Here is a 13,827-nt window from a genome sequence, read left to right as displayed (position 1 = left end):
GCTTGATCTCCTTCCCTCAACGGGCGGCCTCGGTCGCGACATGGGCGACCGGCGGGTGGCGAGCGGTGATGTCGAACAGGGTGTAGGCCAGGGTCAGGTGCTTCACCGACTCCGGCAGGTCGCGGTCGACGATGAAGCGCACCGGCATTTCGATGCGCTCGCCCGGCTGCAGCACCTGCTGGGTGAAGCAGAAGCACTCGGTCTTGTGGAAGTACGCCGCAGCCTCGGCCGGGGTGATGCTGGGGATGGCCTGGGCGCTCATCGGCTGGTTGGTCGGATTGCGGGCGATGAAGATCATCTGGTTCACCGCCCCCGGGTTGACCTCGATCTGGTCGGCGGTGGAATGAAATTCCCAGCTCATGTCGCCTGCGTTGGTGGACATGAACTGCACCCGCACCGAACGCGACGGGTCGCTCACCTGGGTGCCCGCGTACTGCCCGCCGGTCTTGCCATTGATGCCGAAAGCCTTGCACATCACATCGTAGATCGGCACCAGGGCGAAGCCGAAGGCGAACATCACCACGGTCAGCATCAGCAAGCGGCTGACCAGGCGTTTGAGCGACAGGCCGTCCATGGGCAGGCTCCTACTTCACTTCCGGCGGGGTCTGGAAGGTGTGGTAGGGCGCCGGCGAAGGAATCGACCACTCCAGGCCCTCGGCGCCGTCCCAAGGCTTGGCCGGTGCCGGCGCGCCACCGCGGATGCACTTGATGACGATGAACAGGAAGAAGATCTGCGTGGCGCCGAACATGAACGCGCCGATCGACGAGACCATGTTGAAGTCGGCGAACTGCAGGTTGTAGTCCGGGATCCGGCGTGGCATGCCAGCCAGGCCGACGAAGTGCATGGGGAAGAAGGCCAGGTTCATGCCAACGAACGACAGCCAGAAGTGCAATTTGCCGAGGGTTTCGTCATACATGTGGCCGGTCCACTTCGGCAGCCAGTAGTAGGCCGAGGCAAAGATGCCGAAGATCGCCCCGGGCACCAGTACGTAGTGGAAGTGGGCGACCACGAAGTAGGTGTCGTGGTACTGGAAGTCCGCAGGCGCAATGGCCAGCATCAGGCCGGAGAAGCCACCGATGGTGAACAGGATGACGAAGGCGATGGCGAACAGCATCGGTGTCTCGAAGGTCAGCGAGCCTTCCCACATGGTGCTGACCCAGTTGAACACCTTCACCCCGGTGGGCACGGCGATGAGCATGGTCGCATACATGAAGAACAGCTCGCCTACCACCGGGATGCCGACCACGAACATGTGGTGGGCCCAGACGATGAACGACAAGAAGGCGATGGCCCCGGTGGCGTAGACCATCGAGGTGTAGCCGAACAGCGGCTTGCGCGAGAACGCCGGGATGATCGAGCTGACCGCGCCGAAGGCCGGCAGGATCATGATGTACACCTCGGGGTGGCCGAAGAACCAGAACACGTGCTGGAACAAGACCGGGTCGCCACCGCCAGCGGCGCTGAAGAAGCTGGTGCCGAAGTGAATGTCCATCAGCATCATGGTCACCACGCCGGCCAGCACCGGCATCACCGCGATCAGCAGGAACGCGGTGATCAGCCAGGTCCAGACGAACAGCGGCATCTTCATCAGGGTCATGCCCGGGGCGCGCAGGTTGAGGATGGTGGCGATCACGTTGATCGCGCCCATGATCGAGCTGATGCCCATCAGGTGGATGGCGAAGATGAAGAAGGTCACGCTCGCCGGGGCGTAGGTGGTCGACAGCGGGGCGTAGAAGGTCCAGCCGAAGTTCGGACCGCCACCGGGGCTGAACAGGGTCGAGACCAGCAGCAGGAACGCCGCCGGCAGCAGCCAGAAGCTGAAGTTGTTCATCCGCGGCAGGGCCATGTCCGGGGCACCGATCATCAGCGGGATCATCCAGTTGGCCAGGCCGACGAACGCCGGCATCACCGCGCCGAACACCATGATCAGCCCGTGCATGGTGGTCATCTGGTTGAAGAACGCCGGCTCAACGATCTGCAGGCCGGGCTGGAACAGCTCGGCGCGGATCACCATGGCGAACGAGCCGCCGAGCAGGAACATGGTGAAGGCGAACCACAGGTACATCGTGCCGATGTCCTTGTGGTTGGTGGTCAGCACCCAGCGCATCAGGCCTTTGGCCGGGCCGTGGGCGTGTTCATGACCGTGGGCGTGGTCGTCGATCACTGCACTCATGTCCTGTCTCCTGCAACCCTAAGGCACCGGTTCATTTGCTTTCCGCCTGCTTGAGCGCCAGCACGTCCTTCGGCGTGACCATGTCGCCCTTGTTGTTGCCCCAGGCGTTGCGTTCGTAGGTGACCACGGCGGCGATATCGACTTCCGAGAGTTGCTTGCCGAACGCCGCCATGGCGGTGCCGGGCTTGCCGTGGAAGACGATGCCCAGGTGGGCTTCCTTGGGCCCGGTGGCGATCTTCGAGCCCTTGAGCGCCGGGAACATCGGCGGCAGGCCCTGGCCTTCGGCCTGGTGACAGGCCACGCAGGTGGTGTGGTAGACCTTGTCGCCGCGAGCCACCAGCTCTTCGAGGGTCCAGTCCTTGCTGGTCAGCTCCTTGAGCTTGGCCGCCTCGGCCTTGCGCTCGCCAAGCCAGGTGTCGTAGTCGGCCTTGGACTTCACCTCGACCACCACCGGCATGAAGCCGTGGTCCTTGCCGCACAGCTCGGTGCACTGGCCACGGTAGATGCCCGGCTTCTCGACCCGGGTCCAGGCCTCGTTGACGAAACCGGGGATGGCGTCGCGCTTGACCGCGAAGGCCGGCACCCACCAGGAGTGAATGACGTCGGCGGCGGTCACCAAAAAGCGCACCTTGGCGCCCACCGGCAGCACCAGCGGCTGGTCGACCTCGAGCAGGTAGTGCTCATCCTTCGGCGATTTGTTGTGGATCTGCTCGGCGGGGGTGGCCAGGTTGCTGAAGAACTCGACGTCCTGGCCCAGGTACTTGTAGTGCCACTTCCACTGGTAGCCGGTGACCTGGATGTCGATGTCCGAGTCGCTGGCGTCGTAGATGTCGATCAGGGTCTTGGTGGCCGGAATGGCCATGGCCACCAGGATCAGGAAGGGAACCACTGTCCAGAGGATCTCGACCCAGGTGTGCTCGTGGAAGTGCGCGGCCTGCTGCCCGGTCGAGCGGCGGTGGATGACCATCGACCAGAACATCGCGCCGAACACCACGATGCCGATGATCACGCAGATCCAGAAGATGGTCATGTGCAGGTCGAACACTGCGTGGGAGACTTCCGTCGCCCCGGGCGCCATGTTCACCGTCCATGCTGCCTGTGCCTGACCGAACAACGACCACAGCAACAGGCCCATCCAGACATGTGGATGTCGCATCATTGCGGGTTCCCCTTATCGTTCTTGTAGTCCCGGAGGCGTGGACGACCTGCTACGACAAAGGGGGGAACGGTGGCCAAGACTGCCTGGCTTCGACGACCGAGCCCCCTGCTTAAGGCAGTCGGGCCTCATCAACGAATCACGTTTCACCCGGAGTATAGACACCGACCAATGGTGCGCAACGCAGCACTTGAAATGATCTTGGCTCAACCAAACGTTTGCTCTGAAAGCCTCATGAATACTGGGCCGGGACACAATAATGGCACTTTGATATAGCCAATTTCCTACACGCACGTGAGAGATATAACAAATGCGTCTTAGCCATTCTCGTAAGCAAGCTAACTTAGTGTCTTCCGTTTGTAACGCCATGTCCCTGGAGTTGTCATGAACATCGCTGCTGTACGCGAGCAGATCGAAAATGCCCATCAACATGAGAGCCGTACAGGCCAACTGAAAGCCCGCCTCGAACTGCAACTGCCACACCTGCATCCATCGATCCAACTACCCCAGCAGGATGCCCAGGGTACCCTGGCGCGCTTTGTCGGCGCCTACATCAACGAGGTTCCGGAACTGCTCGAAGCCGCGCACAACGTGGCGCTCGAAGCCGGCATCGAGACGCAGATCAAACCGGTACTGAAAATTGCCGAGGCCTACTTCCTGCAGCCGCCGAGCGTGATGGCGGGGCAGGTCGGGCTGGACTGCCTGCTGGACGAGGCCTACCTGGCGCATCGCCTGGTCGAGGAGGTCAACGACCTGTATATCCGCCATTTCCAGCAGCCGCTGATTCCGGTGGATACCACGGTCGCCAACCTGATCGCCCATCAGCTGATCGGCGAGACGTTTGCCAACCAGCTGGATGAGGTGGTGCATCATTCGGTGGATGAGATGCTTGATGACGAGAGCTTTGCCGTGGAATCGGTGGAGGTCTACCGCGACAAGCTGTCGAGCCCGGTTACCGGCGCAGCATGGAAGCGCTGGCCGTGCCTTTCGCGCCAGCTTGGTGTGGAGCTGGGGCAATCGGCCTGAGCAAACCTCAAAATTGCCGGGGCCGCTTTGCGGCCCTTTCGCGACACAAGGCCGCTCCCACAGGTTCAGTGCATGATTCAATTTCTGCGCTGTATCTGTGGGAGCGGCCTTGTGTCGCGAAAGGGCTGCGCAGCAGCCCCAGGATCCTCAGATCAGACTAGGCCCCAACCCCCGCCGTAGTCCGCAGCCGTCCCTCGACCCGCCGCTTCAAACGCCGCTGCTCCAGCACCAGCCGCGAGCCCTTGGCCGCGCCACTGCGCCCCCAGTCCTCCAGCAGTTCCAGGCAGGAATGGTCGATATAATTCAGGTTGCCCAGCGGCACATGCAACGTGGTCCCTTCCGGTACCGTGTCCAGCACCTGGGTCAGCGCCGGCACCTTGAGGAAGGTCGCCGCCCCGCTCAGGCGCAGCTCCATGTGCCCCGGCACGTCCAGCGCCACCAGGTTGATCTTCAAACGCGCCGCCTTGAACGCCAGCTTCAGCAGGGTGAGGGCAAAGCCCAGCAACACGCCGGTCAACAGGTCAGTAAAGATGATTGCCAGTGCAGTCGCCGCATAGGTGAACATCGGCATCCGTCCATAGCGGCCAAGACCACGGAACGCCCTGAAGTCCACCAGCTTGACGCCGGTATAGACCAACACCCCAGCCAGGCTGGCCACCGGGATCTGCTGCAGCACGCTGCTCAGCGCCACCACGAAGGCCAGCAGCCAGATACCGTGGAAGATCGCCGAGGCCCGTGTCTGCGCGCCGGCCTGGACGTTGGCCGAGCTGCGCACGATCACCCCGGTCATCGGCAGCGCACCAAGCACCCCGCAGAGCATGTTGCCAACACCTTGCGCCGACAACTCACGGTCGAAGTCCGAACGCTGGCCGCTGTGCATGCGGTCGACGGCTGCGGCGGACAGCAAGGTCTCGGCACTGGCGATGAAGGCCAGGGCGAAAGCCGCCACCAGCAGGGTCGGGTCGGCCAACTTGAGCAGGTCATCCGGACGCAACCAGTCGATGGCCTCGGACAGATCGGCCGGCACCTGAACGCGGTTAACCGGCAGCGCCAGCCACAGGCTGACGGCCGTCATCGTCGCCACCCCAAGCAGGGCACCGGGGATGAAGCGCAGCCGCTGCGGGCGCAGGCGCTCCCAGCCCCACATGATGGCGATCGTGCCCAGCCCGAGCGCGCCGGCTTGCCAGCCGTTGCCCGCGCTTTCCAGCGGCAGGGCCGAAGCCAGCGTCGCCGGGAAGCCCAGCAGGTTGTCCACGCCCGAGGGTTGTGGCGCCGTGTCGAACATCACATGCACCTGGGATAGCACGATCAGCACGCCGATCCCGGCGAGCATGCCGTACACCACCGCCGGCGCCGTGACCCGGAACCAACAGCCCAGGCGTAGGCGCCCGGCCAGCAGTTGCAGCAGGCCGGCCAGCAGCAGGATCGGCCCGAGCATCGCCACGCCATGCTGGCGCACCAGTTCGAACACCAGCACTGCCAGCCCCGCCGCCGGGCCGCTGACCTGCAATGGCGAGCCGGCAAGAAAACCCACCACGATACCGCCAATGATGCCGGTGATCAGTCCTTTGGCCGGTGGCATGCCCGAGGCGATGGCAATGCCCATGCACAACGGCAGGGCGACCAGGAAAACCACCACCGAAGCCAGCAACTCGCGCGGCAGGGCCGCCTTTATCTGTGTCATGTTCACCATGTAGCTCCTTTCTAGATTCACGGCCATTCCGCTGGCCGCCAGCACGGGGAACCCTGAATGACGCGCAGGCGCGAGCCGCCAGCAGGTCTGCCGGCAAGGCATTCAGGGAGATTCAAGGCAGGCGAAGGCCGCGCCGCACCCGTCGGGTGCAGCCGGCAATCAAGGCTTGTTCAGCGTGTTCGGGTCGCTTAGTAGCGGCCTCTCGGTGTGGCAGAGGGGATCGGCTCGCCGGCGGTCAGCGGCAGGAAGCGATCGCTGGCGGCATCGTAGGCTTCGATCTGGCTGGTTTCGATGTCGTAGATCCAGCCATGGATGTGCAGCTGTCCGGCGGCCAGGCGCGAAGCGACCGACGGATGGGTACGCAGGTGGTGCAGCTGGGCGATGACGTTTTCCTTGGTCACCAACTGCATGCTTTCGTGCTCGCTGCCGCAGGAGCAGTTGTCCTCGATCACGGTCCGCGCCACTTCGGCATGGCGCAACCAGGCGGAAACGGTCGGCATCTTGCTCAGCGACTGTGGGTTGAGCACCGCGCGCATGGCGCCGCAGTCGGAATGACCGCAGACGATGATGTGGTGCACGCCCAGCGCCAGCACCGCGTATTCAATGGCGCTCGACACACCGCCGTTCATCTGGCCATACGGCGGCACGACGTTGCCGACGTTACGGGTGACGAACAGGTCGCCCGGCGAGCTCTGGGTAATCAGCTCAGGCACGATGCGCGAGTCGGCGCAGGTGATGAACATGGCGCGCGGCTTCTGCGCGGTGGCCAGTTTCTTGAACAGCTCTTGCTGCTCGGGGAAGACTTCGGTGTGGAACCGCAGGAAGCCGTCGACGATATGCTTGAGGGCGGCATCGGCGCTTTCGGCGGGTGCGGCCGGGACAACCTTGGATGGGTCCTTGACGGGCATGATTCATCCTCTTGACGGTTTGAAAGTGAATGCCATGTTACCGGGGAAAGATTGGGGTGACGCGGGGATTTAGATGACGCGCACGGGTAAATAATCACAGTCACTGCTGACTCATGACTCACGCTAGCGTAGGAAACTTAACTGAAACTTAATTGCGCAGGCTCTAGAACGGGCGTTCTAGATGAGCGAGGGGAGTGCTGGATAATAGCAAAAAAGCATCAGATGCCAAGGGTCATGAGTGAAATTACAGGGTTGTTTTAGTTGCGCTGATGCAGTGCATGCCGTGCCAGGCGCCTAGCCGCGTGGGAAATGCAGTCAAAAACCCAAGGAGACGCTCTACTGCGAGCTTTCTGACAACATTCATGTCGCTCTTCCGATTTTTTAGAGGCACTTCGCCAGTATAGGATGCGCGTCCTTCGTCACCGCCAGACACGGACCGTCATGCGCCTCCGCAATACCTTGATCCACACCACCTTCCTGGCAGGCCTGATCTTGTGCACGCCATTGCTTGCCGAGCCGCAACGCGCCGAACTGCTGCAGGTCTATCAACACGCCGTCGAACAGGATGCGCGTCTGAGCGCCGCCCGCCACGAGTTCCAGGCACTCAGCGAACGCGTGCCGCAAGCACGGGCGGGGCTGCTGCCAACCCTCAATGCCGGCGCCACCTTCGAAAGCACCCGCCTGCAGCGCGACGAGCCCGCGCTCACCCGTACCCGCAGCGGCATGGTCTACCAGGCCAACCTCAACCAACCGCTGCTGCGCCTGGATCGCTGGTACGCCCTCAAGGCCGCCGAGGCCGGTACGGCGCAAGCCGGCCTGGACCTCGCCGCAAAGGAACAGTCGCTCATCCTGCAAACCGCAGAGGCCTACTTCGATACCCTGCGCGCGCTCGATGCGCTGGCCGCGGCCAAGGCCGAAGCCAAGGCCCTCAAGCGCCAGCAGGAACAGGCCCAGGGACGTCTGGCCAACGGCGCCTCCAGCATCACCGATGTGCTCGATGCCCAGGCAGCCTACGACAACGCCAGCGCCAACCGCCAACTGGCGCAACGCAAGGTCGACGACGCCTTCGAGACGCTGTACCGCCTGACCCGCCAGGACTATGCGCAGATCGCCGGCATCGCCCACCAGCTGCCGGTCCAGGCGCCGGTGCCCAACGATGCCAGCACCTGGGTCGAGCAGGCGGTGCAGAGCAACCTCAGCCTGCTGTCCAGCGGACACGCCGTTGATGCCGCCATGCAGGCCAATCGCCAACGCAAGGCCGGACATGCTCCCACCCTGGATGCCGTCGCGTCCTATCGCAAGGGCGACAACGACCGTTTCGGCTACAGCAACCCGACCGACTTCGGCCGCAACGGCTACCGCGACGACATTGCGCAGTGCACCTTGGGGCTGGAGCTGAACATTCCACTGTACGCAGGTGGATTGACCAGCTCGCAGGTCCGTGAGGCAGGCGAACGCCTGGCCCAGAGCGAAGACGAACATGAGGATCGCCGCCGCGAGGTGGTGCTGCAGACCCGCAACCTGCACCGCGCGGTCAACGCCGATGTGGAACAGGTCCAGGCCCGCCAGCAAAGCATCCGCTCCAGCCAGGCGTCGCTCAAGGCCAACCTGGTGGGCAGGGCACTCGGCTCACGCAACACCGCTGATGTGCTCAATGCCGAACGCCAGTTGTACCGTGCCGTGCGCGAATACAACGACGCCCGCTACGACTACATCATCGACTCGCTGAAGCTCAAGCAGGCCGCCGGCAGCCTGGCCCCCCAGGACCTGCTTGAGCTGTCCCACTACTTGAGCCGGGACTACGACCCGGATCGCGACTTCCTGCCGCCAGAGGCCAGGCGGCCTGTCGCCGGTTAAACAGTCGAATGAAATAACAATCATCTGATGATGGCAAAATGATTACAAAGTTTTGCGGAACTTCGCTAACCTATTGAAATAGGTAGCTTTACCAGGCCATACCAGCCTGCATGGACGCGTTATGAGTGAACACCAAACAGGCACCCCGGACACCGGGCTGATCTGCCTGCTGATGCTGGCCCGTTTCCACAGTGTGGCAGCCTCCAGCGAACAGTTGGCCCACGAATTCACCGATGGCCAGCAAGCCTTCGCTATCCCGCAGCTGCTGCTGGCTTCGCGCAAACTTGGCCTCAAGGCAAAACGCGTCGAGACCCGCGCAGAGCGCCTGGCGCAGACGCCACTGCCGGCGATTGCCGCCGACCGTGAGGGCGGTTTCTTCATCATCGCCCGCATGGACCAGGCCAAGGTGCTGATCCAGGATCCGCGTGCCGAGCGACCCGAGGTCATCGACCTGGCCACCCTCGAGCAACGCTGGAGCGGCGAGTTGCTGCTGGTGCGCAGCGAAGCAATGGCCCCCGGCGAGTCCTCGCGCTTCGATTTCACCTGGTTCATCCCGGCCATCGTCAAGCACCGCAAGCTGCTCGGCGAAGTGACCCTGGTGTCCTTCGTGCTGCAGATCTTCGCCCTGCTGACACCGCTGTTCTTCCAGGTGGTGATGGACAAGGTCCTGGTGCACCACGGCCTGACCACCCTGGACGTGATCGCCATCGGCCTGCTCGGCATCATGCTGTTCGAAACTGCCTTGAGCGGCCTGCGCAGCTTCGTCTTCGCCCACACCGCCAGCCGCATCGACGTCGAACTGGGCTCACGCCTGTTCCACCACCTGATCCACCTGCCGCTGGCCTACTTCCAGGCGCGCCGGGTCGGCGACTCGGTGGCGCGGGTGCGCGAGCTGGAGAACATCCGCAACTTCCTCACCGGCAACGCCATCACCCTGGTGATGGACGTGTTGTTCTCAGTGGTGTTCATCGCCGTGATGTTCTACTACAGCGGCTGGCTGACCTTGGTGGTGGTGGCTTCGCTGCCGCTCTACGCGCTGGTTTCGCTGCTGATCACACCGGTGCTGCGCCAGCGCCTGCAGGACAGCTTCAACCGTGGCGCCGAGAACCAGGCGTTCCTGGTCGAGACGGTCAACGGCATCGACACCCTCAAGTCGATGGCCGTCGAGCCGCAAGTCCTGCGGCGCTGGGACAACCAGCTGGCGGCCTATGTCGCCGCGGGCTTCAAGACCCAGACCCTGTCGACCCTGGCCAACGAAAGCGTCGGCCTGATCGGCAAGCTGGTGACCGTCGCCACCCTCTGGCTCGGCGCACGCCTGGTGATCGACGGCCAGCTCACGGTCGGCGAGCTGATCGCCTTCAACATGCTGGCCGGGCGCGTGGCCCAGCCGATCATGCGCCTGGCCCAGCTGTGGACCAGCTTCCAGCAGACCGGCGTGTCGGTGCAGCGCCTGGGCGACATCCTCAATACCCGCACCGAACTGTCGTCCTCGGCCCGCAGCGCACTGCCGCCGTTGCAAGGTGGCATCGAGTTCGACCAGGTGCATTTCCGCTACCGTGCCGACGGCTCGGAGATCTTGCGCGGGGTCAGCCTGCGTATCGCGCCGGGCGAAGTGATCGGCGTGGTCGGCCGCTCCGGCTCCGGCAAGAGCACCCTGACCCGCCTGCTGCAGCGGCTGTATGTGCCCGAACGCGGCCGGGTGCTGGTCGACGGTATGGACCTGGCCCTGGCCGATGCGTCCTCGCTGCGCCGACAGATCGGCGTGGTGCAGCAGGACAACCTGCTGTTCAACCGCAGCATCCGCGAGAACATCGCCCTGGCCGACCCCGGCACCCCGTTGGAAAACGTGATGCAGGCGGCGCGCCTGGCCGGTGCCCACGACTTCATCCTCGAACTCGCCGAAGGCTACGACACGATGGTGGGCGAGCACGGCGCCTCGCTCTCGGGCGGGCAACGCCAGCGCATCGCCATTGCCCGGGCGCTGATCGGCGACCCGCGCATCCTGATCTTCGACGAAGCCACCAGCGCGCTGGACTACGAGTCCGAACGCATCATCCAGCAGAACATGCGTTCGATCTGCCAGGGGCGCACGGTGATCATCATCGCCCACCGCCTGTCCGCCGTGCGCGATGCCAACCGCATCGTCGTGGTGGACCGTGGGCAGATCGTCGAACAAGGCAGCCACGCCGAACTGCTCGCGCACCAGGCCGGGCACTACGCCAGGCTGCACCGCCTGCAACAGGGCTGATCCTCTCACCACCTCATACCAAGGAGAGGCCATGTCCGCCTATTCCAGCCTCTGGCAGCGCTACCGCGAGGCCTGGCAGCACGCCTGGCGCCAACGCAAGGCGCTCGACGCGCCCCTGCGCGCCGCCCACGAAATCGAGTTCCTGCCCGCCGCCCTGGCCCTGCAAGAGCGTCCACCGCACCCGGCGCCGCGGGTGTTCGTCTGGAGCATCATGGGCTTTGCCGCCCTGGCCCTGCTGTGGGCCTGCCTCGGTCATATCGACGTGGTCGCGGTGGCCTCGGGCAAGGTGGTGCCGAGCGGGCGCACCAAGCTGGTCCAGCCCAGCGAGACCGCGGTGGTCAAGGCCATCCACGTCAGCGATGGCCAGCGCGTGAAGGCTGGCGAGTTGCTGCTCGAACTCGACCCGACCACCGCCGACGCCGATGTGCGTCGCAGCGAAAGCGAACTGCTGGCCGCGCGCATCGACGTGGCGCGCAGCAGCGCGATGCTCCAGGCCATCGCCAGCGGCCAGCCACCGCAGGGGTTGCAAGGCGACATCGAGCACGCCGACGCGCAACAGGTGCAGGATGCCGAACGCTGGCTGCAGGGGCAGTACCAGGAATACCGCAACAACCTCGACCAGGTCGATGCCGAGATCCAGCAGCGCGGCGCCGAGATCCAGGCCGCACAGGTGCAGGTGGCGAGCCTGCGCAAGACCCTGCCGATCGCCACGCAGCTGGCCCGGGACTACCAGAACCTGCTGGAGCAGCAGTACGTGGCCCGCCACGAATACCTCGACAAGGAACAGGCCCGCCTCGACCTGGAGCGCCAGCTGCAGGTGCAGCAAGCCAGCGTGCTGCAGTCGACCGCCGCGCAGTCCGAGGCCCGCCGCCGCCGCGAGGGCGTGGTGGCCCAGGCCCGGCGCAGCCTGCTCGACCTGCAGCAGACCGCCGGGCAGAAGGTCGCCAGCCTGCGCCAGGAACTGGCCAAGGCGCGCTACCAGGAAGCCCGCACCCAGCTGCTGGCCCCGGTCGACGGCACCGTCCAGCAGCTGGCGGTGCACACCGTCGGCGGCGTGGTCACCCCGGCCCAGGCGTTGATGGTCATCGTGCCCGGTGACCAGCCGGTGGAGGTCGAGGCACTGCTGGAGAACAAGGACGTCGGCTTCGTCCAGGTCGGGCAGGCAGTCACGGTCAAGGTCGAGACCTTCACCTACACCCGCTACGGCACGGTACAGGGCGAAGTGCTGAGCGTGTCACGCGACGCCATCGAGGACGAACGCCGCGGGTTGGTGTACAGCAGCCGCATCCGCCTGGCCAGCGACCACCTGCAGGTCAACGGCCAGGCCGTGGCGCTGACGCCGGGCATGGCGGTGAGCGCCGAGATCAAGACCGATCAGCGGACGGTGATCGATTACTTCCTGAGTCCGTTGCAACAGCATGCGCAAGAAAGTTTGCGGGAACGATAACGCTTGAGACCTGGGCTGGCTTATCCAGAATTCGAGCACATCCATTAAACATCCAAGTACGCCGAATATGGCAACCCAGGAATCACTCCAATGACGCCGGCTCGATTAATCCCAATAGTTTTCTTGTATCTGTTTTCCAGTGCCAGCATCGCCTGTACGTTTCGTGACACTCGTAACAACGCCGTCTACGAGTTGAATCTGTCAGAGGCTGAATGCCGTACGATCTCGTATATTGATGGGCCCATCATCCCGATGCGCCTCAGCTATCCGGAAGGTAAAGTCGTTGACTCGGCATGGCGGGGGGAGACCATTCACCTCCTTCTATACCATGTCGACTCGACGCATCGGTTAGATCGCATGCTTGACGGGGCCTCTTACATCCGAAGCATCGGCGACCTGGATGTCTATAAAGACTCGAGCGAAGAATTTTATCTGCTCAGGGGTAGTGATAGCGCGCGCATTGTTATCAAAGAACGCGGCTATACGTGGCTTGCGAAGCGCATGTATAGCGGGGTGTTGATCCAGTATCAATACGACCGCCGACTCACGAACTTTGCAACAATTGACAATCTCATAATGGCTGCGCTCGAGCACATGCTCGGGCGCCAGGGTGAACAATGATTAGGCTCAAGTCATACCGCCGCCCCAGCATTCTAAATCCAGTTTGTTTTTTGCTGGCGGCTTGTCTACCCCTTACTGTTATCGCCGACTGCAGGCCAAACGTGGGTCCTGCGCCGTCCCGCCTGGCGCACCTTGAGCTGAGTGATCAAGAGTGCAGGACACTCGAACGAATGGGATCGCCACAAATTTTTATGACATTGGACTTCCCAACGGGCGAAGTCGTTGAGCAAACCCCGCGTAACCGAAAGATCAGAGTCCGCATTCGTGAGGCCGGTCCATATTTCAATTTGATGGCCGCGTTCGCAACACTTAAGCCAACACGCGAGGAACCTGGCATTACGATATATGGCAGCGATGACGATGCCACCTATCTTTTGACAGGGTCCGACGGTGAAAAATTTTACGTGACAGCCATCGTGGAGACCTGGGTAGCCCATAGGACTTACAAGGGGCTCGACGTGAACTATCAATACAGTCGAAACATAAAAAACTTTAAACAAATGGACGATGCGGTGCTCAAGCTTCTGAACAGAGTTTTCATCAAAACCCAGGAGTAGAAAACACACATAACATGATTAGGCTTCTTTTCGCCGATCAGGGAGCGCGCCAGCGCAAACTCACTCATCTGCGAGAATCCTCTCGTACGCACTCAAATTAAGGTTAAAGGATGAACATGACAGCTGAGCAGCTGTCAGAA

General features: G+C 63.0%; 11 protein-coding genes. 6 read left to right on the top strand and 5 right to left on the bottom strand.

The window, feature by feature from the left end; all coding sequences use genetic code 11:
* Positions 1-16: 16 nt before the first annotated feature.
* From K5H97_RS00610 to coxB, 3 genes are read right to left on the bottom strand one after another with little or no spacing between them, the layout of a single operon-like run.
* Positions 17-574 (bottom strand): cytochrome c oxidase assembly protein, encoded by a 558-nt coding sequence (locus tag K5H97_RS00610; RefSeq protein WP_028688694.1) that lies wholly within the window; start codon positions 572-574, stop codon positions 17-19.
* Between the two features lie 10 nt (positions 575-584).
* The gene (ctaD, locus tag K5H97_RS00605) at positions 585-2,174 is read right to left on the bottom strand and encodes a cytochrome c oxidase subunit I (RefSeq protein ID WP_023628965.1); all 1,590 of its coding nucleotides are present in this window, start codon (positions 2,172-2,174) and stop codon (positions 585-587) included.
* Positions 2,175-2,205: 31 nt separating this feature from the next.
* On the bottom strand, positions 2,206-3,333 hold the full coding sequence (gene coxB, locus K5H97_RS00600; RefSeq protein WP_028688695.1) for a cytochrome c oxidase subunit II: 1,128 nt from the start codon (positions 3,331-3,333) through the stop codon (positions 2,206-2,208).
* A 381-nt stretch (positions 3,334-3,714) separates the two neighbouring features.
* Here coxB and K5H97_RS00595 point away from each other — a divergent pair, with 381 nt between their 5' ends.
* Positions 3,715-4,356 (top strand): hypothetical protein, encoded by a 642-nt coding sequence (locus K5H97_RS00595; protein WP_028688696.1) that lies wholly within the window; start codon positions 3,715-3,717, stop codon positions 4,354-4,356.
* Positions 4,357-4,513: 157 nt separating this feature from the next.
* On the opposite strand, the gene K5H97_RS00590 is transcribed toward K5H97_RS00595, so the two are convergent.
* A complete protein-coding gene (locus K5H97_RS00590) occupies positions 4,514-6,049 on the bottom strand; it encodes a SulP family inorganic anion transporter (protein ID WP_220467265.1) in 1,536 nt (511 codons plus the stop codon).
* A 188-nt stretch (positions 6,050-6,237) separates the two neighbouring features.
* On the bottom strand, positions 6,238-6,957 hold the full coding sequence (locus tag K5H97_RS00585) for a carbonic anhydrase (protein WP_028688698.1): 720 nt from the start codon (positions 6,955-6,957) through the stop codon (positions 6,238-6,240).
* Between the two features lie 441 nt (positions 6,958-7,398).
* Between K5H97_RS00585 and K5H97_RS00580 the strand changes: the two genes are divergently transcribed.
* From K5H97_RS00580 to K5H97_RS00560, 5 genes are all read left to right on the top strand, one after another.
* Entirely contained in the window at positions 7,399-8,814 is a 1,416-nt protein-coding gene (locus K5H97_RS00580) for a TolC family outer membrane protein (RefSeq protein ID WP_081791510.1), read from the top strand.
* Between the two features lie 121 nt (positions 8,815-8,935).
* Positions 8,936-11,062, top strand: coding sequence for a type I secretion system permease/ATPase (locus K5H97_RS00575; protein WP_028688700.1), 2,127 nt, complete (start codon positions 8,936-8,938; stop codon positions 11,060-11,062).
* A gap of 31 nt (positions 11,063-11,093) precedes the next feature.
* Entirely contained in the window at positions 11,094-12,509 is a 1,416-nt protein-coding gene (locus K5H97_RS00570; RefSeq protein WP_028688701.1) for an HlyD family type I secretion periplasmic adaptor subunit, read from the top strand.
* Between the two features lie 90 nt (positions 12,510-12,599).
* Positions 12,600-13,130 carry a hypothetical protein gene (locus K5H97_RS00565; RefSeq protein ID WP_028688702.1) on the top strand — a complete coding sequence of 177 codons (531 nt, stop codon included), beginning with the start codon at positions 12,600-12,602 and terminating at the stop codon, positions 13,128-13,130.
* A 170-nt stretch (positions 13,131-13,300) separates the two neighbouring features.
* Positions 13,301-13,687 carry a hypothetical protein gene (locus K5H97_RS00560; protein ID WP_028688703.1) on the top strand — a complete coding sequence of 129 codons (387 nt, stop codon included), beginning with the start codon at positions 13,301-13,303 and terminating at the stop codon, positions 13,685-13,687.
* Positions 13,688-13,827: the final 140 nt, after the last annotated feature.

The sequence above is a fragment of the Pseudomonas mosselii genome, assembly GCF_019823065.1.
Taxonomy (GTDB): Bacteria; Pseudomonadota; Gammaproteobacteria; order Pseudomonadales; family Pseudomonadaceae; genus Aquipseudomonas; species Aquipseudomonas mosselii.
This window is presented reverse-complemented; position numbering and strand designations above follow the sequence as displayed.